Source organism: Rhodopirellula halodulae, from assembly GCF_020966775.1.
GTDB lineage: Bacteria > Planctomycetota > Planctomycetia > Pirellulales > Pirellulaceae > Rhodopirellula > Rhodopirellula halodulae.
The window spans coordinates 193,273-218,498 of sequence record NZ_JAJKFV010000011.1; the positions used below are offsets into that span (position 1 = coordinate 193,273).

The 25,226-nt window shown below is 58.5% G+C and carries 22 protein-coding genes; 16 read left to right on the forward strand and 6 right to left on the reverse strand.

Features of this window, described 5'->3' with window-relative positions; all coding sequences use genetic code 11:
• Nucleotides 1–107 precede the first annotated feature (107 nt).
• Nucleotides 108–950 carry a hypothetical protein gene (locus tag LOC70_RS09280; protein WP_230253332.1) on the forward strand — a complete coding sequence of 281 codons (843 nt, stop codon included), beginning with the start codon at nucleotides 108–110 and terminating at the stop codon, nucleotides 948–950.
• A gap of 84 nt (nucleotides 951–1,034) precedes the next feature.
• Here LOC70_RS09280 and LOC70_RS09285 read toward each other — a convergent pair whose 3' ends face one another.
• The 4 genes from LOC70_RS09285 to LOC70_RS09300 all read right to left on the reverse strand — a co-directional run bounded on the left by LOC70_RS09285 (nucleotide 1,035) and on the right by LOC70_RS09300 (nucleotide 3,719).
• A complete protein-coding gene (locus tag LOC70_RS09285; RefSeq protein WP_230253333.1) occupies nucleotides 1,035–2,231 on the reverse strand; it encodes an ATP-grasp domain-containing protein in 1,197 nt (398 codons plus the stop codon).
• Between the two features lie 20 nt (nucleotides 2,232–2,251).
• Nucleotides 2,252–2,650 carry an acyl-CoA thioesterase gene (locus LOC70_RS09290; RefSeq protein WP_230253334.1) on the reverse strand — a complete coding sequence of 133 codons (399 nt, stop codon included), beginning with the start codon at nucleotides 2,648–2,650 and terminating at the stop codon, nucleotides 2,252–2,254.
• 5 nt (nucleotides 2,651–2,655) lie between these two features.
• Nucleotides 2,656–2,976, reverse strand: a complete 321-nt coding sequence (locus LOC70_RS09295) for a metal-sulfur cluster assembly factor (protein WP_230253335.1) — start codon at nucleotides 2,974–2,976, stop codon at nucleotides 2,656–2,658.
• Between the two features lie 212 nt (nucleotides 2,977–3,188).
• Entirely contained in the window at nucleotides 3,189–3,719 is a 531-nt protein-coding gene (locus LOC70_RS09300; protein ID WP_230253336.1) for a ComEA family DNA-binding protein, read from the reverse strand.
• Nucleotides 3,720–4,056: 337 nt separating this feature from the next.
• Here LOC70_RS09300 and dapB point away from each other — a divergent pair, with 337 nt between their 5' ends.
• The 5 genes from dapB to LOC70_RS09325 all read left to right on the forward strand — a co-directional run bounded on the left by dapB (nucleotide 4,057) and on the right by LOC70_RS09325 (nucleotide 12,362).
• On the forward strand, nucleotides 4,057–4,893 hold the full coding sequence (gene dapB / locus LOC70_RS09305) for a 4-hydroxy-tetrahydrodipicolinate reductase (protein ID WP_315857227.1): 837 nt from the start codon (nucleotides 4,057–4,059) through the stop codon (nucleotides 4,891–4,893).
• Between the two features lie 70 nt (nucleotides 4,894–4,963).
• The gene (locus LOC70_RS09310; protein ID WP_230253337.1) at nucleotides 4,964–5,878 is read left to right on the forward strand and encodes a 1,4-dihydroxy-6-naphthoate synthase; all 915 of its coding nucleotides are present in this window, start codon (nucleotides 4,964–4,966) and stop codon (nucleotides 5,876–5,878) included.
• Nucleotides 5,879–5,965: 87 nt separating this feature from the next.
• The gene (locus LOC70_RS09315) at nucleotides 5,966–9,559 is read left to right on the forward strand and encodes a protein kinase domain-containing protein (protein ID WP_390889020.1); all 3,594 of its coding nucleotides are present in this window, start codon (nucleotides 5,966–5,968) and stop codon (nucleotides 9,557–9,559) included.
• Nucleotides 9,560–9,633: 74 nt separating this feature from the next.
• On the forward strand, nucleotides 9,634–10,029 hold the full coding sequence (locus LOC70_RS09320; RefSeq protein ID WP_230253339.1) for a hypothetical protein: 396 nt from the start codon (nucleotides 9,634–9,636) through the stop codon (nucleotides 10,027–10,029).
• A gap of 158 nt (nucleotides 10,030–10,187) precedes the next feature.
• Nucleotides 10,188–12,362 (forward strand): FAD-dependent oxidoreductase, encoded by a 2,175-nt coding sequence (locus LOC70_RS09325; protein ID WP_230253340.1) that lies wholly within the window; start codon nucleotides 10,188–10,190, stop codon nucleotides 12,360–12,362.
• 7 nt (nucleotides 12,363–12,369) lie between these two features.
• Here LOC70_RS09325 and LOC70_RS09330 read toward each other — a convergent pair whose 3' ends face one another.
• On the reverse strand, nucleotides 12,370–13,524 hold the full coding sequence (locus LOC70_RS09330; RefSeq protein WP_315857228.1) for a sigma-54 interaction domain-containing protein: 1,155 nt from the start codon (nucleotides 13,522–13,524) through the stop codon (nucleotides 12,370–12,372).
• 4 nt (nucleotides 13,525–13,528) lie between these two features.
• Nucleotides 13,529–14,134, reverse strand: a complete 606-nt coding sequence (locus LOC70_RS09335) for a nitroreductase family protein (RefSeq protein ID WP_230253341.1) — start codon at nucleotides 14,132–14,134, stop codon at nucleotides 13,529–13,531.
• Between the two features lie 66 nt (nucleotides 14,135–14,200).
• On the opposite strand from LOC70_RS09335, the gene LOC70_RS09340 reads away from it, so the two are divergent.
• The 10 genes from LOC70_RS09340 to LOC70_RS09385 all read left to right on the forward strand — a co-directional run bounded on the left by LOC70_RS09340 (nucleotide 14,201) and on the right by LOC70_RS09385 (nucleotide 25,192).
• Complete coding sequence (locus tag LOC70_RS09340; RefSeq protein WP_230253342.1) at nucleotides 14,201–15,664, forward strand: aldehyde dehydrogenase family protein; 1,464 nt, start codon at nucleotides 14,201–14,203, stop codon at nucleotides 15,662–15,664.
• Nucleotides 15,665–15,869: 205 nt separating this feature from the next.
• Complete coding sequence (locus LOC70_RS09345; RefSeq protein WP_230253343.1) at nucleotides 15,870–17,474, forward strand: phytoene desaturase family protein; 1,605 nt, start codon at nucleotides 15,870–15,872, stop codon at nucleotides 17,472–17,474.
• Complete coding sequence (locus LOC70_RS09350; RefSeq protein WP_230253344.1) at nucleotides 17,471–18,307, forward strand: lysophospholipid acyltransferase family protein; 837 nt, start codon at nucleotides 17,471–17,473, stop codon at nucleotides 18,305–18,307. The genes LOC70_RS09345 and LOC70_RS09350 overlap by 4 nt, the downstream gene beginning before the upstream one ends.
• Nucleotides 18,304–19,515 carry a glycosyltransferase family 2 protein gene (locus LOC70_RS09355; protein WP_230253345.1) on the forward strand — a complete coding sequence of 404 codons (1,212 nt, stop codon included), beginning with the start codon at nucleotides 18,304–18,306 and terminating at the stop codon, nucleotides 19,513–19,515. The genes LOC70_RS09350 and LOC70_RS09355 overlap by 4 nt, the downstream gene beginning before the upstream one ends.
• Nucleotides 19,516–19,648: 133 nt before the next feature.
• Nucleotides 19,649–20,950, forward strand: coding sequence for a cytochrome c (locus LOC70_RS09360; RefSeq protein ID WP_230253346.1), 1,302 nt, complete (start codon nucleotides 19,649–19,651; stop codon nucleotides 20,948–20,950).
• Nucleotides 20,947–21,123 carry a hypothetical protein gene (locus LOC70_RS09365; RefSeq protein ID WP_230253347.1) on the forward strand — a complete coding sequence of 59 codons (177 nt, stop codon included), beginning with the start codon at nucleotides 20,947–20,949 and terminating at the stop codon, nucleotides 21,121–21,123. The genes LOC70_RS09360 and LOC70_RS09365 overlap by 4 nt, the downstream gene beginning before the upstream one ends.
• A gap of 143 nt (nucleotides 21,124–21,266) precedes the next feature.
• Nucleotides 21,267–22,199 (forward strand): COX15/CtaA family protein, encoded by a 933-nt coding sequence (locus tag LOC70_RS09370; RefSeq protein WP_315857242.1) that lies wholly within the window; start codon nucleotides 21,267–21,269, stop codon nucleotides 22,197–22,199.
• A 13-nt stretch (nucleotides 22,200–22,212) separates the two neighbouring features.
• Nucleotides 22,213–23,328, forward strand: a complete 1,116-nt coding sequence (locus tag LOC70_RS09375; protein WP_230253349.1) for a protoheme IX farnesyltransferase — start codon at nucleotides 22,213–22,215, stop codon at nucleotides 23,326–23,328.
• Between the two features lie 8 nt (nucleotides 23,329–23,336).
• Complete coding sequence (locus LOC70_RS09380; protein WP_230253350.1) at nucleotides 23,337–24,314, forward strand: ABC transporter ATP-binding protein; 978 nt, start codon at nucleotides 23,337–23,339, stop codon at nucleotides 24,312–24,314.
• Nucleotides 24,311–25,192, forward strand: a complete 882-nt coding sequence (locus LOC70_RS09385; protein ID WP_230253351.1) for an ABC transporter permease — start codon at nucleotides 24,311–24,313, stop codon at nucleotides 25,190–25,192. Before LOC70_RS09380 ends, LOC70_RS09385 begins: the two co-directional genes overlap by 4 nt.
• Nucleotides 25,193–25,226 lie beyond the last annotated feature (34 nt).

The following is a 25,226-nucleotide window of genomic DNA, read 5'->3' on the forward strand; positions in this document are numbered from 1 at the left end:
GCATCTATACTAACGACGAAACGCTCCCCTGATCGCCCATTCTCCTCTCGGGTGAGCCTCCCTGGCGTTCCTTTTCGACCACGCACCTTCCTGCCGACGATTTCTTGATGCCGATTCGCTTGCAATGCTCCTGTGGCAAACAACTTAGCGTCCGAGATGAATTCGCTGGAAAAGCGGTGAAATGCCCGGCTTGCTCCAAACCCATTCGGGTGCCAGCCGCCGGTGCGGCCAAACCCGCGGCGGCTCAGGCGGGGAAACCTCGCGCGGCAGCAGCGGCCCGAACAGCCCCAGCCCCTACACAACAGGCCCGGCCGACCCCGACGCGAGCACCTGGACAAGCCGATTCGCTGGACGATTTGTTTTCGGAAGAAGGGTTCGACCGCCAAATTTCCGCGGTCTGCCCCGCGTGCAAGAGTGAAATGGCCCCCAACGCCGTGCTGTGCACGAAATGCGGTTTCAACAAAGAGACCGGAACCATTCTGGAAGGCCACAAGGTCGCGGGTGTCGACATCGATATGGGAACTCTGGCTCTGATGAAAGCCGAGAGCGACATGGTTCGCGACGAGGCCTTGCAACAGAAGATGCACAAAGGTGCCGGCATGCCTCCGTGGATGCTGGCGTTGGTCTTGTTCATCCTTGGCAGTGCCGTGGCGATCGCCGTGTTGGCCGTGAACGCCTCGCGACGAACCGAACAACTTCAGTTCAAACCACTGCAGATGTTCTGCAACCTCGGTGGCACCGCGTTCGCGTTGGTCGCAATCGGAACCGTGCTGACACTGATCGGACGCGCATTCAAGGTCAGCCGCAATGAAGGCCTGCTGTCACTGACGCTGATCTATGTTCCGGTCTTTGTCATCCGCCACTTCCGAGCAAACTGGAAAGCCGGTCTGACCGCTATCATCTGTGGCGGATGCGCCGGCGGCTTCTTCGCCGCCGCATCTGGCATGTGATCACGGGTGTGAATGCTCACGGGCGTTCACGGCCGGTGGTCGAACCAACCAAGCCGTCCAGGCAAGGCGACCGGTCCGTTTTGATCAACAACCTTCATCCACCAGCGGGCAACCCGCGGGGCCTTCCACATTCCAACGTATCTGGTCACTCCCACCGCGAAACGTGACCTCGTGTGAACCGTTTGGGTTCCAAACGGAAGTCAGGTTTCCATCGGTCAGGTGACGCACACCCACATACGACGTGGTCATTCGCGGATTGATCTCAATCACGCAATCGTCCTCCGGCCGGTCCCCGAGAATCATGTCGATTCCAATGAATCCCAACTGAGAACTCGGCAGAGCACGACAAACTCGCTCCGCCAACGCCAGCCCGCGATGTTGCATTGCCTCCGTGGCTGGACCGCTGCCCCCGCGGTATCGGACCGACGAATCACCCGGTGATGAGCCCAGTGATAAGCCCGGTGATGAGCCCGGTGATGAGCCCGGTGATGAGCCACCCCGAACGCCGGACTCCCAAGGACAATCCTGCCACATCACCGGACAGACCATCGGTCCGACTCTATCGGCACGCTCGCGAAAGAACTCATGGTCGTAGCTGAGCACAATCACCGAAGCGGAACGTCCGTCCACACGTGCTTGAAGAACGTCGCTAGTGTCCATGCCCGCAACAAGTGATCTCCAATCGCGACTCGCACGCACCGCGTCTCCGCTGCAACCGTCGCGTGGCTTCCGCAGCCAATTAGAACCTTCGTGACGCGACGTGCTGCCGACGCATCCAACGGCCAGTTCACGCGGCGGGCCGGATGGATGCTCCGCGGCCAGCAGTTGCTCAGCAGACCATGTCAGCGGTGTCGGAATGCCATGTTGGCTCAACCACTGAGCGGTCAGCCATTTATCCGACGCCATGCGGATCACTGATTCCGTGCACGCCAACATTTGAACGCCGGCCTCGCGAAACGCCGCAAACGTGCTTTCGAGTACCTGGCCCGTTTCCGGAGCAACAACCAATGCCCAATCGCAAGCCTTTGCTTCCGCGATCCAGTCATTCAGAAAGCAGTCCGCATCATCGATCTTCACCGAGCGAACCCGCGGGTTTGCTTGCGAAAACTCGTCCACCAGCCGTCGATCAAGAGGCGTGACGACTTCCGCCCATTGACTGAAATCTTCGACCAAGGCTTGCCACATCGACGTGCCTTCGCAAAGCAACGTCGACGGAATCCGCTCAAGATCCGTGGCCGGCATTCCACCACCACAAAGAAATTCACCCACGAAGATTCGCATGCTGATCGCCGCGGCGGAGACTATTGCGGCTGGGGATCCAACTTGGGCAAACGGGTGAGTTTGCCACTTCGATCAATGCACGCAATCACCGAATCAGCCTCAACCAACAACTGGCCATCACGATGGATCTGATAGCGATGACGCATTCGGACCTTGCGAACTTCGGTGACCGTCGTGGTCAGTTCAAGACAGTCATCAAATTCCGCGGGCGCCATGTAGCGGACATTCATTTCCGCCACGACCAACATCCGACCGTCGTCTTCGATCGATTTGTAGTTATGGCCGAGATCGCGCAACATCTCGACGCGACCGCGTTCGAAGTAGTTGAGATAATTCGCGTGGTGTACACGGCGTTGCCCATCCGTTTCTTGATAGGCAACACGAAATCGGTACACGTGCGTCAGAGGAGAATCGCTCACCGAGATCAAAAGATGCCGAGGTGATCACGGGCTTCGTCTGTCATGCAGTCGGGAGTCCAAGCGGGCTCCATCACGACTTTGACTTCGCAGGTATCGACCTCTTCCAACGACTCAGCGGCATTCTTGGTACCGGCAACCAACTGTGGACCCGCGGGGCACATGGGGCTGGTCATTGTCATTTCGACGTTCACGTCGTGACGGCCATCTTCTTTCTCTTCTCCCACTTTCACGACGTACACCAATCCCAAGTCAACAATGTTGACGTACAACTCGGGGTCGATGACTTCTTTCAGTGCTTCGCGGACTTTGTCTTCAGCCAGAGCCATTGCAGTGCTCGTTTCGGTCAATGGTGGGATGCAGTTTTAACAAACGGTCGGTCGCGGCTAACTGTGACAGGGCACAATCGCGATGCCGACAACATCGCTTGAGATGTTCTTGATTCGACAAGTGACCGCCGATCGGATGAGCCCTGCCTCTCGCAAAGAGATTTCCGGGCGTCGACGGTCTTGCTTCGAAAACCCGTACGAATCGGCTTTCGTCAGGGGTTCATCATGGCTGGCTCTTGCGAAATCGTCAAACCGAACTGCCACTCGGCGAGGTCTCGGTCGATTCCGGCTGGCTGAATTGCTGGCCCGACCCTTTCAGGTACTTCCACGTGCACCCACCGTCTCAGCGACGCCAGCAATTTGGGCCCGACGCCATGGACATCGCCAAGATGTTCGATCGACCGGAACGGTCCATTCTGTTCGCGGTGCCGGACGACGCGTTCGGCCAGTTTTGGACCGATTCCGGGTAGCAACGTCAGCTCTCGGCAGTCAGATGCGTTCAGGTCGACACTGAGCGGCGGCGAAAGCTCGGCGTCCGCAGTGATCGAAACATCTGGATTTGCCGTCGGCTGCTGCGACGTGAACCGACTGAAGCCCAGCAAAACGACCATGCCAGCAAACAACGTCGATTGGATGCCCGGGACCGTCAATGCAATCTTGGGCGTTGGCGTGGCAATCATCGAAACCGAATCGCCACGGCCCATTTCGGCGTGATCGGATCCGTCCTTTGCGGCAACTTCCATGACAGCGTCCCGGCGATGTCGTCAGTCAAACCTGCTCAGATTCCGTTCTGCCCAAACTCCGCGGGTCATCCTTCCCGTCGGGTGGTCCCTTCCCATCCAGTGGTCATTGTGCGACCGCCGAGTAGCGGGGCAACGCGAAAGTCTCGCAATTGTGAGAGATGTTGCGAGTCAGGAAGCGAGCACTGCCGGGTTTCCCGATTTTGCAGCGGCGACAATCACCGTGCCTCAGGGACGCTGGCTCGGCCGCTCCTCCCTGTCGATTTCGCGAGCCGCTCGCTAGATTGGCGAGTTGGCAAGCGATTCATTCATCTTCCCTTTCACCCCATGGTTCAGTTCGGTGGCAGATTCAACAGGTCCAATTCTCCTGACAGTTCACGGTGCCGCGGGACGCATGGGCCGTCGCGTGGTGGCTCTCGGGTTGGCGGATCCAACGTTCCAATTGGTCGGTGCGATCGACCATGCGGACAGCGACCAAGCGGGACAGGATTCGGGATCGGTGGCTGGTGAAGCTCCCTCCGGCGTGGAGATTTCGGCACAGTGGCCCACCCTGGACGACGCATCGTCACCCAAAGCCGTGGTGGACTTTTCGTTGCCCGAAGCCATCGATGGGTGCATCGAACAATGCGTGAAAACTCAGTCGCCATTGGTGGTGGCCACCACCGGATTGTCCGAAGAACAAAAACAGCGTTTGGCCGAAGCCGCCAAGACCATCCCGATCGTTTGGGCTCCCAGCATGTCGCTGGCGGTGAATCTGTCGATGAAAATCGCGGAACAGATCACAGCCGCTCTGAAGGACGTTTCGGGCGGTCTCGACGTGGAAATTTTGGAACGGCACCACCGATTCAAAGCCGACGCTCCCAGCGGAACCGCTTTGAAGTTTGGTGAGTTGATCGCGGGACAGTTGGGTGAATCAACACAACATGTTCACGGTCGAGAAGGACACACGGGGGCGCGGACTCGCGAAGAAATCGGCTACCACGCAATCCGAGTGGGCGATAACCCGGGTGAACACACCATCGTGTTCGGGATGCTGGGCGAGAAGATTGAACTGAACGTCGCCGCAAGCAACCGTGACTGCTACGCGTCCGGTGCATTGGCCGCGGCCAAGTGGTTGATTCAACAGCAAAAAGGCCCAGGGCTGTACAGCATGTTCGACGTGCTGGGCATGGCTTAGGCGACCAAGTGTGCATGGTGTCTTCGGCCTTCAAAACCTCCTCAGCTAGCGAACCTTTCTTAGCAAACCGGTGAACGCCATCGATTCCGCACCTCATGAGCTTCGCATCGGCGAAGGCCCCGAATTGCACCTGGGCATCTCCACCTGCCCCAATGACACCTTCGCGTTTTCGCGATTGCTGGACGCGGCCGCGGGGAATGACCAAGCATCGTTTGATACCGGCGGGTTCACTTGGCGGATCGAGCTTTTGGACATCGACGAGCTGAACCAGCGATTGCTGGCTGGCGAGTTTGATCTGGCCAAAACCAGCTTTCACGCGGCATTGCTGATGGCGGACGAAACCGTCGTCTTGCCCGTTGGATCGGCGTTGGGATTCGGCGTCGGACCGTTGCTGCTGGCCGCCCGAGGCAACACCCGGCCGGAAGATTCGCAGCAGATCACGCTCTGTCCGGGTGAACACACCACGGCACACTTGTTGTTCCGGCTGTTTTTCCCCGAAACGACGTCCGTTCGGCAGGTCATCTTTTCGGACATCATGCCGGCGTTGCAGAACGAGTCGGCCGATTTCGGCGTCTGCATCCACGAAGGCCGATTCACTTATCAAGATTCGGGACTGCATTTGGCCGCCGATTTGGGCGAAATGTGGGAAAAAGAGACCCGCCGGCCTCTCCCGTTGGGGGGATTGGTCATGCGGGACCGTTTCGACAGTTCGGCGATGGCGACCGCCTGTAACGTGATTCGTCGATCGCTTGAATCGGCGCGTCAAAACCCCGATTCAGCTCTTCCGGCGATGCGACGATACGCCCAAGAGATGGACGATAACGTGCTGATGAAGCACGTGGAGCTCTACGTGAACGATTGGACCGTCGATCTGGGCGAGCTCGGCCGGGACGCTCTCACCACGCTGTCGCTGCGGGCTCAGCAGGTTGGCTTGGGCACATCGAAGCTCCGCTTTTTCTGCGGCGAAACCGGCATCCACGGTTAACGTTTGTTTGCTCGTTGCGGGGGAAAGAACTATCCTGGAAGGGAATGGATTGCCTCTTCTCTTTGCTCTCTTCCGCCGCTGCGTCGCATGGATTCCCGGTCGCTTCCACCTGCCGATTCCTCGCACCCGGACCGTTCAGCGGTTTTGCCGGAGGGGTCCACGGTGCAGCGTCGCCAAATGGCGGCGGCTGAATCCGATGCAGCTTCCGAGTCGGCGGGCCCAGAGCTGCACAGAAGCTCAGGGCGGCCCACAAGCTCAGAGCGATCCAATCAAGAAGCCGAATTGGCCGAAGCCTCGCCATCAGACGAAAGCCGTTCGTCCAGCAAAGCGGCACGTTCCAAATCGAGCGGGTCGGCCTTTGACGAAGTGATCGAAGGTGCGGACACGGTCATTCGAGCGGGCTCGAGCCGGTCCAACATTTCTGCAACGCAGTCTCACCGGATGACCGGCGACTCCTTTCCGCTTCGTGGTTCGTCGCACAACTCTCACCGTGCTAACACGCCGGCGTCCATTACTCGCGAACTCGGTGGGCAGCGACTGAATCACTTCCTGCTGCTGGATCAAATCGGTGGCGGTGGGATGGGCGCGGTCTTCCGGGCTCGCGATGAACAACTGGGTCGCACCGTCGCGGTGAAAGTGATTCCGTTTGCCGCTGACGATCCGGACTTGCAACGTCGATTTCGAAACGAGGCACAAAGTGCGGCCAAGCTTGATCACCCACTGATCGCTCGCGTCTTTGATGTGGGCAACGACGGACCGTGGCACTACATCGTTTTTGAATACATCGATGGGGCGAACGTTCGTGACATGGTCGCCAACGAAGGCCCGTTGTCGCTGGACGATGCGTTGTACTTCACCATCCAAGTCGCCGAAGCGATTGGCCACGCGTCGCGCCGGGGCATCGTTCATCGCGACATCAAACCGTCCAACGTGATTGTGACAACGGATGGATCCGTGAAGTTGGTGGACATGGGCTTGGCCCGATCCGACAACTTCGACACCAGCGAAGACATGACGGCCAGCGGTGTTACCTTGGGCACGTTTGATTACATCTCGCCCGAGCAAGCTCGCGACCCGCGGTTGGCGGACATTCGCAGCGACCTCTATTCGCTCGGTTGTTCGCTGTTTTACATGCTGACAGGATCGCCACCGTTTCCCGGTGGAACGATGCTGCAAAAGCTGCTGAGCCACGGCAACGCGGCCATCCCCGACGTTCGTGAACAGCGCGAAGATGTGCCCGCGGAAATGACGGCGATTCTGAACAAGATGCTCGCCAAAACACCGGAGGAACGCTATCAGCGCAGCGAAACGCTGATCGCTGACCTGCGCGAATTGGCGGCTCGCGAGAATCTGCCACGCAGCCGGGGCGTCGCCGTCACGATGGTTGAAGACGACGACCACCGCGAATCCATGCGGCGATTGCGTCGCCATTTGCCTTGGATGATTGCGGCTGCCGTGTTGCTGTTCAGCGCGTTGGCGGTGGAACTGATCTCGCTCCCCACTCGACGTGAATTCAACCGAGTTGTCTCGTCGTCGGTTTCCGAAGATGCCATCGAATCCAAAGCTCCCCGTTCGATCGACTTGCCACCGGGAATACAAGGCGAACTGAGAACGGAGGAAGCGACCGGCAACGGGACCGACACGATCAATCCTCCCGGTACAGAATCCAACATGGAATCGATGCCGAGAGCAGCCGCAGACGCCGACCTTCCCAGCGCGAATGGCACCACCAATGTCGCTCCCGGCATCACCAATCCCGGCCTATTGCCACCGGGACAATTACCCGCGTCATCCGTGGGCGATCGCATTCCGGACAACGGAGTTGCTGCAACCGGAACGGCGAGCGGCGGGACGGCGGGCATGCCGGACGCTCGCACGCTTCCCGGCGACGCTTCACCAACCGCCGGTGCACTCAGTGGCAACACCGCAACCTCAGCCATCGGCAGCGAGATCCCCTCCTTGCCGCCCAATCTGCAACCGGGATCGGTTGTGTCAGGTTCCGTCATCCCTGGGAATACACCACTGGCCGGCGGGCTGACCGCATCGGAAGGCGTCTCGCCGAGCAGCACCGAAGCCAGCGCCGGCAATCCAATGCCCAGCTTGGAAATCGATCCGCCGCAACTGAGCGGTTTGCCACTTCCGCCCGGCATGGGCAACGAAGTCTTTCAAACGCTTCCTTTGGTTCCTCGCGTGGTTGAGCCCGACGAAGCAACCATGGACACCGCCCCAGCAACCAGCCTCACTGACTCTGCCACGGATTCTGCCACTGACCGCGACGGCAATACCAGCCCGCTGACCGGTGATTCCGTCGGCACTCCTGTCCCTCCAAACGCACTCGCAGCCAGCATGCTGCTGCCCAACGCAGAACGCTCCGCTGACACGGTGGCGGGCATCGATAGCACCTCGCCTCGTTCGCGAACCAGCGGCTCACCAACGGAGGCGATGACCATTCCGGCACCAACACGGATCCAGATTGTTTCGGCCGAAGCGTTGCGGGTTCCTCAACTGCGCGAAGAAGCGGCTCGTGCGGGCGTCCAGTTGGCGACGACGCTAGCCGATGCATTGCAGCTGTCGAATGAGTTTGAAATTGAACGCATCGACATCGCGACTCCCAAACTGGTTTCGGCCCCCGTCATCATTCCCCGAAGCGATTTGATTCTGTCATCGAGTTTGCCAGGCGGAACCGAAATCGTGTTTCGCTCGACCGACAACGTCGACATGCAGCGAAGTGAAATGATGACCATTGGTTCGCACCGCATCGAGATGTCCGGTCTGCACTTCAGTTGGACCGTGCCTGCGACCGAAACCGATGGCGGCGCACTCTTCGCGATCAATGACAACCGTCGTGTTCGCCTACGCGATTGCTCCATCACAATCGACAATGCGACACGACGCGATGACGTCCAAGCGTTCAGCGTCGTCACCGATCCGGAACGGTTGCCTTACGACCGCATTGAGAGCACCGCTGTGACGCAGACCAATGGTGCACTGCCGTTGGTGTCGATTGAAATGTTCAACGTCATTATCCGCGGCCAGATCACCATGCTTCGCATGGACGTTGCCGCCGAGTTGCAATTGCTGTGGGAAAACGGACTGCTCGCGGTATCACGCCGGATGATTGAAATGGGCGGAGCGTTGGAACCACCACGTCCATCGTCGGGGTCCGTTCGATTGTCGCTGGAACAATTGACCGCGATCACCCCAAAAGGCTTGCTGCAGATGCGGATGGGCGTCAGCTCTCGATATCCGGTCGAAATCGAACGTCGCGCGGAAGAATGCGTCTTCGTCGTCGATGCGGGAATTCCTCACATTGAATTAACCGGAATCCCACGTGTCGACCGCGATGAGATTTGGGTCCGTCTGCGTGGTTCCGGAAACGCGTATGACACCGACACGACCCTCGACGACCCGATGCTCCTGATTCGCGACGAATTGGGGCAAACTCGGATCACGACCATGAGTGATTTGCTTGAAATCCTGGAGGACCCGCCGCCTTGGATGAACGAGCGTCCACCTCGATGGACCGTCCGCTGGACCGAAAAACTGCCTGAAACCACCCCCTCCAACAGGTGGACACCGAGTGATTTTAGGCAAGATGGATCGGTCGTGGGTGGATTCCAGGAGCGGACTCTCCCTAGAATGCCGATGGAAGCAACATTTGACTTTCCCCCCTCACCGTGACTTTAATAGGACGCCGACGGATTTGTCGGTCCCGCCTAAAACCCACCTTGATCTTTACCTGAGGAACTCTCTTGATGAAACGTTTGGCTCTTGTTCTGGGCATCGCTGCCTGTTTCTGCACCCCTTCTTTCGCGATCAGCGAATTCGGCAAACAGTGGAAGGCTGACTACCTGACGGACGACACGGACGCTGACTTCGTCAAATCCGCTCGTCGCGCCGGTTGCAACGTTTGCCACGTCAAAGGAGCACCCGAGAAGAAAGAAGCTCGCAACGAGTACGGACGTGCGCTGCACAAACTGCTCGACAAGAAAGACTTCCCCAAGGAATACTTCAAAGAGAAACCAGAAGAAGCTGCCGCCAAGATCACCGCTGCTTTCAAGAAAGTGGAAGAAGTGAAGAGCAAAGACGGCAAGACCTTCGGCGAGAAGATCAAGAACAACGAATTGCCAGCGACCGACGCAGGTCTCTGATTCGATCTGATCCGAACTAGCGACCCACGAGTCTATAGAAGGATCCAATTCGACTAGACTACGAAGCCCAACGAGTGTCTCGCTCGTTGGGCTTTTTTTGCGCTTCCTGCCAAATGCATTCCCACCTCCCGTCCTCTCCCCACCGGACTCATCCTCCCATGCACACTCCTCTCCATCTGCCAACAAGACTTCGTCATGGCTGGCACCGCTTTGGCTGCTGGCAAATTGGTTTGGCTTGCCTGCTGCTCGCGAACGCGTCCCACTTCGCCTTCGCCGACGATACCAAGCACGACGTGGTGGTTTACGGTGGCACGGCCGCAGCGGTTACCGCCGCCATCCAGTCGGCCGACATGGGGCAATCCGTCGTCATGGTTTCACCCGATGTGCACCTCGGCGGACTCACCAGCGGCGGCCTCGGGTGGACAGACACCGGCAACAAGAACGTGATTGGTGGACTGGCCAAAAACTTCTATCACCGCGTCTACAAACACTATCGAGACGATGCGTCGTGGAACTTCCAAACCCGGGCCAGCTACGGCAACCGAGCTCAGGGCCACCGTGCCAGCGACGACGATGATGCGACGATGTGGGTATTCGAACCGCACGTCGCCGAAATGATCCTGGAAGAGATGCTCGCCGAACGCGATATCACCGTGATCCGCGACGCGTGGCTGAATCGCGAAAATGGAGTGACCACGTCCGATGGACGCATTCAATCCATTCGAACGCTGGACGGCCAAACCTTCGCCGGCCGCATGTTTATTGACGCAACTTACGAAGGCGACTTGATCGCCGCTGCCGGGGTCTCGACGACGTTTGGACGCGAGGGCATCGCGGACTACAACGAACCTCACGCCGGCGTGCAAACCGGCGTGCTGCATCACTCTCACCACTTTGACGTGTTGCCGCGGCGAGTTGATCCCTACATCGTCCCCGGTGACCCCAGCAGTGGGGTGTTGCCTTTGGTCAGCCCCGACCCACCGGGCGAATTTGGTTCCGCCGATCATCGTGTTCAAGCTTATTGCTTTCGGACCTGCATGACGAATCACGAGGCAAACCGCATCCCATGGAAGAAGCCCGAAGGCTATGACCCTGCGACCTACGAGATCATGGCTCGCACCTTTGAAGCGGGATGGCGGAACGTGTTCAACAAATTCGATCCGCTTCCCAACTTCAAAACGGACACCAACAACCACGGCCCCGTCAGCTTCGACAACATCGGTGCCAACTACGACTATCCCGAAGCAAGCTACGAGCGACGGAAGGAAATCATCGAACAGCATGAGCGTTATCAACGTGGGCTGCTGTACTTCATCGCGACTGACCCACGTGTTCCCAAGGAAGTCCAAGATGAGATCAATCGTTGGGGTTTGGCGGCGGATGAATTCACCGACAACGACCATTGGCCGCATCAGATCTATGTCCGCGAAGCGCGACGCATGGTGGGTCAATTTGTGATGACAGAAAACCATCTTCGCAAAGACCTGCCCACTCCCGAATCGGTCGGAATGGGTTCGTACAGCATCGACTCGCACAACACCCAGCGATACATCACGCCCGAAGGTTACGTGCAAAACGAAGGCGATCTTGGTGTCTCCACTCGCGGGCCGTACATGATCGCCATGGGATCGTTGTTGCCCAAAAAAGACCAGTGCGAGAATCTGCTGTCGCCCGTTTGCGTTTCGGCAACCCACGCCGCCTTTGGTTCGATCCGTATGGAACCCGTGTTCATGATTTTGGGCCAATCCGCCGCGACCATCGCGGCACTGGCCAACGAATCAGACGTTGCCGTGCAAGAGGTTCCCTACGAAACCGTCCGCAAACGCTTGTTGGACGACAAGCAAATTTTGGAAGCACCGGCGGGCAGCACCACAACGCAGCACGCCAATGCGCGGAACTTGAAATCGATCGCGGGAATCACCGTGGATGACGCTCAAGCAAAACGCAGCAGCGGTTGGAGCCAAAGTCATGCGACGGGCGACTTCTACGGATGGGGTTACCATCACGATGGCAACGCTCGCGACGTGGTGAAGACCGCGACGTTTCAGACCAATCTGCCGAAGTCGGGGGCATATGAAGTTCGCGTGAGCTATCCCGCCAGTGACAATCGATCCAAACAAACTCGCATCGACATCGAACACTCCGAAGGCACCACCACGCACCGCATCGATCAAACGAAGCCGGTTGGTGACAAGAAAGCCAATTCGTTGTTGCTGCTTGGAACGTACCGCTTTGACAAGAATCAGCCCGCGAAAGTGGTGATTTCCAATGAAGACGCCAACGGCTATGTCGTGATCGACGTCGTCAATTGGCAACCGGTGTCGGAGCAATGAAGCCGGTTCAGTCGTCGATGTTCAGACCGTAGTCTTTCATCTTCTTCGACAACGTGTTTCGATTCATTCCCAAACGCGATGCGGTTTTGGTTTGCACACCGCCGCATCGCATGAGCAACTGGGAAATCAATTCTCGTTCGACTTGATCGACGACGACCGAATGCAGGTTCTCGGCGTCGTCGGCTTCGTCCAATCCGCGCTGCACCACGATTCGTGCCAGCGTTTTTAGATCCATTCGGTTGATATCAAACGCGGGATTGTGGCCGCCTGGACCGCCCGCACGATTCTCGGTGGCAGGCATGGCCGCGGGGGTCTTGCCGACAACCGGCGTTGACTTCAAACCGCCCGCCAAACTCTGCAATTCGCGAACGGGTGCACTTTGGTGTGGGTCGCGAACGCACAACGGCAAGGCATCGAGCACCAATTCATCCGTGTCGCTCATCACCACGGCGCGTTCGATGTAGTTTTGCAACTCACGAACGTTTCCGGGCCAATGGTAATCTTGCAGGGCTCGCATCACGCCGCTGCCCAAGTGCGCGACATAACGGTCGTTGACTTCGTTGTAGTGATCCAAGAAGAACGCAACGAGCGCCGGAATGTCTTCGCGACGATGCCTCAATGCGGGCAACTCGATTGGCACCACGTTCAATCGCCAATAAAGGTCTTCACGAAACTCATCCAGTTGCACCTGACGCATCAAGTCGCGGTTGCTGGCGGCGATGATGCGAGCGTCCGTGCGATGACTGGATGTGTCACCGACGCGTTCGAATTCTTTCTCTTGCAACACACGAAGCAGCTTGACCTGCAACGTCAGCGTTGTGGAGTTGATCTCGTCCAAAAAGATACTGCCACCGTCGGCGGCTTCGAATCGTCCGGCACGATTGGCAACGGCACCGGTGAAGGCCCCACGCACGTGACCGAACAATTCACTTTCCAGCAAACTTTCGCTGAGTGCGCCGCAGTTGACCTTCACGAACGGACCGCCGCTACGGTGACTCAAACGATGCACCGCGGATGCGATCAGCTCTTTCCCCGTTCCGGTTTCCCCGAGGATCAGCACCGATGCATTGCTCACCGCGACTTTTCGCGTGACGCGATCGACTTCGCGCATCGCGGGCGAATGGCCGATGACGCCAGGCAGCAACTGTCCTCGAGAACTCACGAAATCACAACCAAGATGCGGATTGCCCGAACGCGTCAGCGAAGACTTGATTCGTCAGCGGCGTGCGTTCACGCGGCCCGCTTTGACGGTCTTCCAATTCCTGTTCCAGATCGGAATTGGGCTCCCGTTCATCGGCATAGCCAATCGCGATGGCCGTCGCGGGCTCGTAGCCTTCGGGAATTTGGTACTGGCCGCGGATCTGACTCATGTTGATGCCCGCCATTTGGTGCACCTGCAGTCCCAATGACGTGGCTTGAAGTGTCAGGTGTGCGGCGGCGGCCCCCAAATCGTGCAGGGCAACGCGATTGGGTTTTTGATTGTAGGAAAAGTTGGTTCGGATCACGGTGCAAATCAAAACGCCGGCCCGCGCCGCCCAATCTCGGTTGGCTTCCACCAAACATTGCAACATCGCGTCAAACGCCTCGCCGTCTTGGCGACGTGCAACAATCCAGGCCCACGGCTGATCGTTGAAACTGCTGGCCGCCCAACGAGCGGCTTCCAAGCACTGACGCAATTTGTCATCTTCCACTTCGCGACTATCAAATCGGTAGGGGCTCCATCGCTCCGTGATGACGGGTAATACTTCTACATCCGTTTCGTTCACAGCCATCTTTACCCAACACTTTCCAAGATTGTTTTGAGTCACGCACCCCAGGATGTTTCGTCGGACGACGCAATGTCGCACCGCCCCGGAGCGGAGCGAACAGGGTATCACGGCGGTGCAAATTGGGCTACGTGGCCGATCAACCAGCGATGCCGAATTGTCGGCAACACACGTTTCGAACTGGCGTCTCTGGTCGTCCAGTTCACACGATTGAGCCGCACAGAACAACGCGTCGACGACGCAGAAACGGTGGCGTCGGAGTTGTTCCCCTTGTGCGATGCGTTGCGGTGGATAACCACACACGGCGCCAAAACTTTGGCCGACCGGAAAGTGGGGTGGAAAGGTCGTCCGGTGTGGATGTGGGGAGTCCACAGCGTGGTTCAACGCGTGCCGCTGGGGCGGGTGCTGATCCTGGGAACTTGGAATTACCCCTTGCTACTGCCCGGCGTGCAAATGGCCCAGGCTCTCGCCGCGGGAAACGAAGTGTGGCTCAAACCCGCCGAAGGCACCGAAGCGGTATCGGCGGAGCTTGTGAGATGCTTCCATCGCTCTGGCGTGCCGGAGACAGCCTTGCGTTTGCTGGATTCCTCTCCGCAAGCCGCCATGGACGCACAATCCAAAGGCGTCGATCTGGTGGTGCTGACCGGATCGGCGGCCACGGGCAAAAAGGTTATGCACCAAGCCGCGGACACGCTGACCCCATCGATCATGGAACTGTCCGGTGTCGATGCCGCGGTGGTGCTTCCCGGTGCGAAGCTGAACCGAGTCATCGATGCGGTCGCGTTTGGACTGCTTTTCAACAGCGGCGCCACATGCATTGGTCCGCGGAGGTTGATGGTGAGCCCATCGGAGCAAACGGACCTCCTGGTGAAAGGCTTGACCAAGCGATTGAAAGCCGCTGATGCCGTCACGGTTCACCCGGCGGCTCGCGAAGAAGTCGCTCGTTTGGTTCAAGACGCAATCCATTGCGGTGCCACGGACCTGACCGAACGTTTTGATGGCGAGAAACTTCTGCGAACGGGACGAATGCATCCGGTGATGCTGAACAACGTTCCCGGCGATCATGCGGTTCTTTCCAGCGACATCTTCGCACCCGTGATTTCGATCGTGCCGGTCAAGACCAAGGACGATGCGGTCAAGCAAATCAACGAATGCCCCTACCGCTTGGCAGCATCCGTGTTTGGTCCCACCGCCGAGGCTGGGGCGTTTGCGAAACGACTCAACGTCGGCGTGGTCACCGTCAATGACATGGTCGCTCCCACCGCGGATCCACGGCTTCCGTTCGGCGGACGGGGGCAAAGCGGGTTCGGAGTCACGCGCGGTCCCGAAGGCTTGCTGGCGATGACCACCACGCGAGTCATCGCGACGCGAAAGGGCAAAACGGCCATGCACTTGTCACCTCGGAACGATGCCGATGCGGAACTGTTGTCCGCGGCGCTGCAATGGACGCACGGATCGAAATGGTCGAAGCGAAAAGCCGCCTTGAAACGACTCACCTCTGCCGCCGGGAAATGGCGTGCATTAAAAAAGAAGTGACGAAACGTCGGTTCATGACCGAACCACAACTGCACGTCGCGAATTCGCCATACTGTTTCGCCATGCGGTGCTGAATTCCAAGACAGATGAAATTCGAAACCGCCGACTCACCCAACATCGGAAACCTGATCGACGAGACAACTACCGTCGGTTTCCCTTCCTCTCTTCTCCACCGTTCATTTGCCACCTGGAGCGAAAGCCTTCGATGATCGCCACTGAAACCCCTGCGAATGAATCGCTCGCTTCCGCCCAAAAAACAGATCGACCGCAACACGTCGTTGTGGTGGGAGGCGGCTTGGCTGGCCTCTCGTCGGCCTGCGTCTTAGCGGCTCGCGGCCACAAAGTGACGTTGTGCGATAAAAATGATTGGGTGGGCGGCAAAGCGGCGGTGCACCGCACCGATGGTTACCGATTCGACATGGGTCCCACCATCCTGACCTTGCCCAGCGTCCTGCGTCGCGTTTTCGCAGAAGCCGGTCGAAAGATGGAAGACTATCTCGAGCTGGTCGCATTGGATCCGCAGTGGCGATGTTTTTTTGAGGGCTCGTCACACGCCAACACCACCGAGAACACGGTTTTGGATTTGGTCGCCGATGTCGACCAAATGAAACGGCACCTGCGAGACTTCACAGGAAACGACATCGCAGGGCAGGGGTACGAATCCTTTATCGAACGCAGCCAACAACTGCACCGGGTCTCCGATCGCTTTTTCTTCTGGCGTTCGGTTGGTGGTTTGTCCGACACGATGGAAGTTGGCGGAGCCTTCAGTGCCGCCGTGCTGAAGGATGTGCTGTCGCTCAAGATGGGACGCAGTGTCGCTTCGATCGTGCGTTCGCATGTGCCAGAACATCGCGTTTCACAGATGATGGATCACTTCACGCAGTACGTGGGTTCCTCGCCCTATGCGTCGCCAGCCGTGCTCTGCGGCATCGCTCACATGCAAACTGAAGAAGGTATTTGGTACCCCATCGGTGGCACGCGAGCCGTCCCAGAAGCCCTCTCGAAATTAGCGGGTGAACTGGGTGTCGACATTCGTACCGGCACCGACATCATGCGAATTGAAACCAGTGGCAACCAGGTCAGCGGCGTCACGACCGCCGGCGGAGAAACCATCACTTGCGATGCCGTGGTCAGCAACTGCGACGCCGTTCGCACCTATCGCGAATTGCTGAGCGGAACACCAGAATCCACCAAATTTGAAAAGTCCAACCGGTACGAGGCGGCTTGCAGCGGCGTCGTGCTGTACCTGGGATTGAACCGTCGATTCGATCAACTGCTGCACCACAACTTTGTGTTCTCGAAAGATCCCGAAGAAGAGTTCGATTACATCTACAAAAAAGGCGAACCGGCTCCCGACCCAACGGCCTATGTCTGTGCACCCTCGATCAGTGAACCCGAGGTTGCACCGGAGGGCGGTGAAGCGTTGTACATTCTTGTGCACACGCCGTACTTGCGGCCGAGTCATGACTGGAAATCCATGTTGCCAAACTATCGCGAAGTCATCCTCGATAAACTCGAACGCACCGCGGGAATGGAAGGCATTCGCGACGCGATTGTGACGGAAGATTCGCTGACTCCTGAGGGAATTCACAATCGCTATCGTGTACTGAATGGTGCGATCTACGGATTGGCCAGCCACGGCAAATATCTGGGTGCGTTCAAACCGGGCAACCGCCGCAAGGATCTGCATGGGTTGTACCTGGCGGGCGGCGCGGCTCATCCCGGCCCAGGCATGCCGATGGTCTTGATGAGCGGCTGGATCGCGGCGGATTCGCTGGACCAAGACGTCAGCAACGGAAAATTCGCGTGACGTCGCAACCCGACGTCATTGCGAAACCGGCCGATTGGTTCCAAAACGGATTTCATCGGTTCCTGCATTCTTACCTCCGCCGCAACTTCCACGCGATTGCAATCGATCGCGAAACTCGACTGCGTGAACAATTCGCGGCGGCGTCATCGGATCAGGCCGCACCGCAGGACGACGAAAGCTTGCCGTTGATCGTGTACAGCAACCACGCGTCGTGGTGGGATCCGCTGCTGGCTCACTTCATCAATGAACGATTGCTCGCACCGCGCCAGTTTTACGCTCCCATCGACGCCGAAGCGTTGCAGCAATACAAGGTGTTTGAAAAGCTCGGCTTCTTTGGCGTGCAAGCGGATTCCAAGCAAGGTGCCGTTCAATTTTTGAAGACCACCGAAGCGTTGTTCCAACGACCACACAGCGCCCTTTGGATCACACCCGAAGGCCGCTTTGCCGACCCGCGAGACCACTCGGCTGAACTGATGCCCGGACTGTCACATCTTTGTTCCAAACTCGATCGTGGCTGGGTCATTCCGCTGGCGATGGAATACGTGTTTTGGGACGAACGCTTGCCGATGGTTCTGTTTCGATTCGGCGAGGTGGTGGCAATTCCCGACGCCTCGGATTGGGACAAACCTCGGTGGTCACAGGAACTGACCACGCGTTTGCGAACATCCCAGCAACGACTCGCGGAACTCAGCATGGCGCGCAGCAGTGATCCATTCGAAAACTTGCTTCGCGGCAAACGCGGAGCTTCGGGCTTGTACGATGTCGCGAGGCGTCTGAAAGCGTTCGCATCGGGTAAATCGTTTCAGGCCAGCCACGGGGACCAATTCGAATGATCGAATGGTTGACTTGGTTCATCGCCGTTGTGCTGCCGTTTGTGGCGTTGGGCTTGGCCGGCATGGCAGCGGGTTTGTTCATGCAGAACCTGCCCCTGTTCACCGACGGTCGTTCGACGGAGGGTGCTCAACCGGCGGAACAAACGGAACCACCTGCTGTCTCCGTCTTGATCCCGGCTCGCGACGAAGAAGGCTCCATCGAGGCCTGCGTGCGGTCGATTTTGCAATCGCAGAACGTCGAACTGGAAGTCATTGTGTTGGATGACGGATCCACGGACGCAACAGGATCAATCGTCGCGAAATTGGCTGACGAAGACAGCCGGGTTCGTTTGCTTGCCGGCATCGACCTGCCGTCCGGTTGGAACGGCAAACAGCATGCATGTTGTCGGTTGTCACAAGCCGCCAGCCTTCCGCATTTGTTGTTCTTGGATGCCGACGTTCGGTTGCAGCCAAACGCCATTCGCGAATTGCACGAGCGGTATCAAGTCCGCTTGCATGATTCTTCGATCGGATTGCTCAGTGCGTTTCCGCATCAACAGACGGGCACCGTGGCAGAGAAGATGCTGATCCCGATGATGCACTTTTTGCTGCTGTGCTACTTGCCGTTTGCCCGCATGCGAGCCAGTGCCCATCCGGCGTACGCTTCGGGTTGCGGCCAGTTATTTTTCACATCGAAGGAAGCTTACGAGAACGCGGGCACCCACGCCGCGATTCGTGACAGCCGACACGATGGATTGAAGCTTCCCAAAACGTATCGCGAGCAGGGAATGCTGAGCGACTGCGTCGACGGGACCGATTGGGCGTCTTGCCGGATGTACACCTCGACCGGTGAAGTCGTCCAAGGATTGTTGAAGAACGCGAATGAAGGGATCGCCAATCCGAAGCTGTTGATCCCATTCACGATTCTGCTGGGCGGCGCCAATCTATTGCCTTGGTTCACTTTGCCAGTCGGGCTTTGGCTGAGGACGGAAACGATTGCTGAGAGCCAAACGATTCCCATCTCGCTGGTGGCCGGGATTTTAGCGGGTCTGCTGGCGATATTGATCAGTTACGTGCCCCGGTTGGTGGCCGTTTTTAGGCTGCGACAAAGCTTTCTCGGAGCCATCCTGCATCCCGTCGCGATCGCGACGTTTTTGCTGATTCAGTGGTGGGCCTTTTTCAATCAATTGCGCGGACGCCAGGTCGCTTGGCGTGGCCGAGCCAACTGATCCCGGGAACGGCTCCGATCGATCGGCGACGGATTGACGCAGCCGGTTTGAATGCGTCTTTTTTTCCGGTTGGCTGTCCAGGGCAAATGTGCTCCGATGAGCGATTCCCCTCCGTCCCTGGGTTCCCCGTTTCATGGCAAGGAAGAGTTCTTTGTTTGGTCGTCACTGGCATCGTTGGCTATTCGCACTGGGGTGCGTCGTGGTTTTCGCGGGGTGCAGCGATGGCACTTTGGAATTCACTCCCAACCGAGTCCATGCGTTGGCAACCGAGCGTTCGCGAGACATGCCGACGCAGGCGGCCCTCGACGACGTCACGGTCGTGCTGAACAAGCTTTTCGGCACACCGGAGGAGCCTCGCTGGCCAGCGGATCTGCTGGAAAACGAGCAACAAGAACTGGTCTCCCTCGAACGATTGCAACAAGCCTCCGGATCGGTTGAGAGCGACGAAGAGAACGTCCACCGCGGGCTCTACACCGAGCACTGCGTGATCTGCCACGGCGTTTCTGGCAGCGGCACCGGTCCTGCATCGATGTATCAGTGGCCTTATCCGCGAGACTTCCGAGCTGGGGTTTTCAAATGGAAATCGACCGAGCATGACGCCAAACCGACTCGCGAGGATCTGCGAGCCTTGCTCCAGCACGGCATCCCCGGCTCACCAATGCCCTCCTTTGCCACGGTGTCCACCGATGACCGCGAATCGTTGATTGATTACTTGGTCTACCTTTCTGTTCGTGGCGAATTGGAACGCAAACTGATCGCGTTGGCGGTGGACGAGATGGACTACGGTGACGAGGCACCGGAGCAGGATTGGCGATTGTCGATCACCGATTCGGAGGAAAAGTCAGAAGGCGAGCAGGCGGTCATTGATACCCTTCGCGAAGTCGCGGGTGATTGGGTCGCCGCATCCCAAACCAGCGTGCCGCCGGAACCCATTCCCGGCGCCGCGGATGAACTGCATGCTTCGATCGCTCGGGGTGCCGCTCTGTTTGGCGGCCAAGTTGCGAATTGTGCAGGGTGCCACGGCCCGCAAGGGCAGGGCGGTATGGTGCTCAATGACTTTGACGATTGGACCAAAGAATTCACGACTCGGGTCGGCATCACCCCCACGGATTCGGATGCGGTCAAACCGTTCCGCAAAGCCGGAGCGTTGCCACCACGCACAATTGAACCACGACGTTTGGCCGGTGGCGTTCTGCGAGGCGGCGACGATGCGGAGACGATCTTCCGTCGCATCCAACACGGCATCGCGGGAACCCCGATGCCTGGGATCGAGCTGAGTGAACAGGCGGCGGGAACGACGGGGCTGTCTCCCGCTGACGTCTGGGATTTGGTCCACTACGTTCAGTCGCTGGTCCGCCCCACGCCAAAACCCACCGCTCACGCGGAAGAGGAGAATTCTTTGGCGGCGATTCCTGAATCAGGTGCAACGTTATGAGTCGCGAACACTTTCGAATGATTGGTGCAATCGTCGGTTTGGCGTTGGGGCTGGGTGCGATGTTTTTGGCGGGGATGTCAGGCGTGGTCCCCGGTGCGGCGTTTGGTGCGGGCGGATGCGTGCTGGGCGGGATCGCAGGCGAGCAACTTCATGATCGAAAGGGGCAATCATGAGCGACGTTGCCGAGAACGAACCCGCGTTGAACGCGATGCCTGATTCAGTCAACGAACCTGTTCCGACTCACGCGGACCAAGCCGCCTCGTCTTCGGATGGTGTCGAATCCGTGCCCAAGTGGCCACGATTGCTGACGCGAGTGATGGTTTGCCTGACTTGGCCACTGATCTGGGTCGGCGGGCTGGTCACCACTTACGACGCGGGCATGTCCGTTCCCGATTGGCCGGGGACTTACGGGTACAACTTGCTGCTGTACCCGCTGTCGACATGGTTGCTTGGGCCGTTTGACTTGTTCATCGAACACGGGCACCGATTGCTGGCTGCGTTGGTCGGATTCATCGCGATCGGATTGGTTGTGGCCTCGTTCACCTCCGAAAAACGACGCTGGGCCATTGGATTGTCGGTGCTGGTCCTGGCCGCGGTGATCGGACAGGGTGTCCTGGGTGGCTTGCGAGTCACGCTCAGTGCTCGAACGCTGGCGATGATTCACGGTTGCACCGGACCGGCGTTTTTTGTGCTTTGCGTTGTTGCCGCGAGTGTGACCGGTCGAAATTGGATCACCAGCTCCGTTCGCCGATCCGCAGAGGGAACCTCGTCCGAAACGCCCACGGCCTTTTGGCCCATCGCTCTTTTGGCTTTGGCGTACATGCAGTTGGTGCTGGGTGCCCTGATGCGGCACGCGTTGCCCGGAGCCAGCCCCGTTGGATTTGCTCATATTGTGAAGACGCACATCACCATTGCGTTCGTTTTGTGGGCGGTGTCGGGGCTTTCGTACTGGCGAATGCGGCGCTGCGGCGATTTGACGCTGTCGCGACCGGCGGGTGCCTTGATATGCTTTGTGGCCGTGCAAATCGGCCTGGGTGTGGCGACGTGGATCGTCAACTACGGCTACCCACGGATTCTGGCGTCATTCGCGGCTTCTGATTCGTATTTGCTTCACAGCAAAAACGTGTTGGACGCGTGGATTGTCACCGGACACGTCGCGACCGGATCGCTGATTTTGGCGGTTTCCTCGTTGTTGCTCGTCCGGTTACTACGGCGTCGCCGCGTTTTATCCTTCTCTGTCTCATCCTGAATCCGGAACGATCATGGCGTCTGATTGCCGCGAAACGCTCGAGATAGTTGCCGGGAATGGCTTGTCCCTGGATGGCAGTTTCGGCACCGCCGTGCTGGAGCCGTCTTCACGGGTGAAACCCAGTTCTCAACCGCGCCCCTCGACCGACCGAGTCAGCCCATTGAACGATGAGATTCCAGTGTCGAATCCCGTCGTCGCCGCTGACGAACCTGCTGCATCCACCGGCAAATCTCGCAGCCGCACCGAACGCGGATGGATGTCGGATGTGGTGGAACTGACGAAACCTCGTATCGTGACCATGATTTTGGTCACGACCGTTGCCTCGGCCTTGATCGCCGGAACCGCAACGTTGTCGTTGGTCGATTGGTTTTGGTTGATGATCGGCACCGGATTGATTGCGGGCAGCGCGGGTGCCGCCAACCAGGTTTGGGAAAGCGTCATCGACCTTCGCATGCCTCGCACAGCGAATCGCCCGGTCCCCGGGGGTCGGCTGAGCCGTGGTTTGGCAATCGCCATTACAAGCTCGATGGGCATCGCTGGAGCCGCCATGTTGTGGCTGGGCAACGGCATGGTGCCAGCCGGCGTCGGCATCGCGACTTGGTTGCTGTATGTGTTGGTTTACACACCGATGAAGACACGCACGTCTTGGAACACGACCGTGGGTGCGATCGCCGGAGCCTTGCCCGTCTTCATGGGTTACACCGCCGCCGGAGGATCGCTGACTGACATTCCCGGTTGGATGCTGTTTGGCGTCTTGGCGTGCTGGCAATACCCACACTTCATGGCGATCGCATGGTTGTACCGGACTCAGTACGCCAACGCCGGTTTTCAGATGACCACGACCGTCGAACCCACCGGACGACACGCGGCTTGGCAAAGCATCGCGGGCAGCTTGGCGTTGGCCACTTGTGGTGTTGTCATGGCGTGGTTCCCCGCCGGCGAATTGGTTGTTTCGATCGCCAGCGTTGCCGCAACCGTTTTGATTCTCGCCGCGTCGTGGCCACTGCTTCGTGCTTCGCTGAACTTCCGAGCCACGCCGAATGACCAAACAGCTCGCAAGATGATGCGTTGGTCACTGGTGGTGCTTCCAGCGGTCCTGTTGGTGATGACTCTTCGAGCCGCCCTGTAGCGACATTCATGGCATTGAGTTCCACCGCCTCCGCTCCTGACGAGGCCCCCGCGACCACGTCCGACCCCTCGCTCGGCGACGTGCTGTGCGAAGTCCGTGACCTGCACCACCGCTACGGTGAACACGTGGCCTTGGCCGGTGTCGATCTTTCGGTGCGGGGCGGCGAGATTGTCGCCGTGCTCGGTAAGAATGGCAGCGGCAAGACAACCCTGTTTCGTTTGCTGAGCACGCTGCTGCCGATTCAAAAGGGCGCCGCCATCATCGATGGTTTGGACGTTTCTCAGCACGTCCACGCGGTCCGAAGTCGGTTGGGAATCATTTTCCAATCACCCAGTTTGGATATCAAACTCACCGTCGATGAGAACCTTCGTTGCCAAGGTGCACTCTACGGGCTGTCGGGACGCGAACTTTCCAACCGCTGCGATGAGTTACTCAATCAATTCGCTCTGACGGATCGCCGACGCGATTTTTGCCAGACATTGTCAGGTGGTCTGAAGCGACGGGTGGAACTGGCCAAAGGCTTGTTGCATCGTCCGCGAGTGATGCTGTTGGATGAACCCAGCACGGGATTGGACCCAGCCGCGCGGCTTTCGCTCTGGGAGGCGTTGCAACAGTTGGCCGATTCGGGCGTCGCCGTTCTGCTGACAACGCACCTGATGGAAGAAGCCGCCAAGGCAAACCGCGTCGTTCTGATGGACCAAGGCCAAAAAATCGCCGACGACACTCCCTCGCGATTGCGAGCGGGACTTGGCGGAGGCGTCCTGACCATCGTGCCCGACGACATCGCCACCGCGAAAGAAACTCTGCAGCGTGAATTGCAACTCGATACACAAACCGTTGGCGAAACTCTCCGCACACCATGCGATGCACCGGAGTTGGTGGCAACGGTTTCGCGAATCTTGGGTGACAACGTGCAATCAATCAGCATTGGTCGCCCGAACCTAGAAGACGTCTTTGTGGCCAAAACAGGGAAGCAATTTCAATGAGTTCGGCCAGCGTCCACCAATCGGAGATGCCAACCTCGGCTCGCATGGGCGCCGCTTGGATGCTGGCACGTCGTGAGTGGACGCGGTTCTTCCGCCAACGCAATCGAGTCACCGCGGCGATCGTTCAACCGCTCCTGTTTTGGTTGCTCTTCGGGACGGGCCTGCGGGGATCGTTTGAATCGGCCGGAGGCGAAAGCTTCTCGCAGTTCTTTCTGCCCGGCACTATTGGCTTGATCGTTTTATTCACCGCCATTTTCGCGACGATCTCGGTGATCGAAGACCGCCGCGAAGGCTTCATGCAATCGGTGTTGGTTTCTCCGGCTGGGCGTTTTCCAGTCCTGGTGGGCAAAGTCTTGGGCGGGGCCGCGATTGCATGGGCTCAGGCGCTGATCTTCCTGGCTTTGGTTTATCTGGTCGGCGCCGCCTCGATCGCGTGGACGTTTCCGCTGCTGTTGCTGCTGTTGGCGGTGATCGCCATTGCGATGTGCGCCCTCGGGATGATCGTTGCCTGGCCGATGGAAAGCACGCAAGGCTTTCACGCGATCATGATGCTGGGCTTGATGCCCATGTGGCTGTTGGCGGGAACCTTCTTTCCAATTCCCGCCTGGAAGATCACCGGTCCCGTTGTCGAATCGGGGACCGCGACGCTGGGCGACTGGGGCGGCTGGGCCTTGGCCGGTGTGATGCAGGCCAATCCTCTCAGTTATTCCATGTTGGAACTGCGTCGTTTGCTCAATCCCACGTTGGACCTCAGCGACGCCGGGTTCGCCCCGTCATCAGCAACCTGTTGGGCAGTGACCTTGATCGCGACCGTTGCCGTGGTGGTGATCGCGTGGTTGCTGATGCGAGGAAGTCGCAAAGCCGACACGATGGTGTAAATTCAACGCGGCAAAGTTTCCTTCCTCTTGCAGG

What these genes read in the sequence shown, in the direction of transcription:
- LOC70_RS09280 (WP_230253332.1), top strand. Translation starts at nt 108, where the DNA reads ATGCCGATTCGCTTGCAATGCTCCTGTGGCAAACAACTTAGCGTCCGA.
- LOC70_RS09285 (WP_230253333.1), bottom strand. Translation starts at nt 2,231, where the DNA reads ATGCGAATCTTCGTGGGTGAATTTCTTTGTGGTGGTGGAATGCCGGCC.
- LOC70_RS09295 (WP_230253335.1), bottom strand. Translation starts at nt 2,976, where the DNA reads ATGGCTCTGGCTGAAGACAAAGTCCGCGAAGCACTGAAAGAAGTCATC.
- LOC70_RS09300 (WP_230253336.1), bottom strand. Translation starts at nt 3,719, where the DNA reads ATGGAAGTTGCCGCAAAGGACGGATCCGATCACGCCGAAATGGGCCGT.
- LOC70_RS09315 (WP_390889020.1), top strand. Translation starts at nt 5,966, where the DNA reads ATGGATTCCCGGTCGCTTCCACCTGCCGATTCCTCGCACCCGGACCGT.
- LOC70_RS09320 (WP_230253339.1), top strand. Translation starts at nt 9,634, where the DNA reads ATGAAACGTTTGGCTCTTGTTCTGGGCATCGCTGCCTGTTTCTGCACC.
- LOC70_RS09325 (WP_230253340.1), top strand. Translation starts at nt 10,188, where the DNA reads ATGCACACTCCTCTCCATCTGCCAACAAGACTTCGTCATGGCTGGCAC.
- LOC70_RS09335 (WP_230253341.1), bottom strand. Translation starts at nt 14,134, where the DNA reads ATGGCTGTGAACGAAACGGATGTAGAAGTATTACCCGTCATCACGGAG.
- LOC70_RS09340 (WP_230253342.1), top strand. Translation starts at nt 14,201, where the DNA reads ATGTCGCACCGCCCCGGAGCGGAGCGAACAGGGTATCACGGCGGTGCA.
- LOC70_RS09345 (WP_230253343.1), top strand. Translation starts at nt 15,870, where the DNA reads ATGATCGCCACTGAAACCCCTGCGAATGAATCGCTCGCTTCCGCCCAA.
- LOC70_RS09355 (WP_230253345.1), top strand. Translation starts at nt 18,304, where the DNA reads ATGATCGAATGGTTGACTTGGTTCATCGCCGTTGTGCTGCCGTTTGTG.
- LOC70_RS09360 (WP_230253346.1), top strand. Translation starts at nt 19,649, where the DNA reads ATGGCAAGGAAGAGTTCTTTGTTTGGTCGTCACTGGCATCGTTGGCTA.
- LOC70_RS09365 (WP_230253347.1), top strand. Translation starts at nt 20,947, where the DNA reads ATGAGTCGCGAACACTTTCGAATGATTGGTGCAATCGTCGGTTTGGCG.
- LOC70_RS09370 (WP_315857242.1), top strand. Translation starts at nt 21,267, where the DNA reads ATGGTTTGCCTGACTTGGCCACTGATCTGGGTCGGCGGGCTGGTCACC.
- LOC70_RS09375 (WP_230253349.1), top strand. Translation starts at nt 22,213, where the DNA reads ATGGCGTCTGATTGCCGCGAAACGCTCGAGATAGTTGCCGGGAATGGC.
- LOC70_RS09380 (WP_230253350.1), top strand. Translation starts at nt 23,337, where the DNA reads ATGGCATTGAGTTCCACCGCCTCCGCTCCTGACGAGGCCCCCGCGACC.
- LOC70_RS09385 (WP_230253351.1), top strand. Translation starts at nt 24,311, where the DNA reads ATGAGTTCGGCCAGCGTCCACCAATCGGAGATGCCAACCTCGGCTCGC.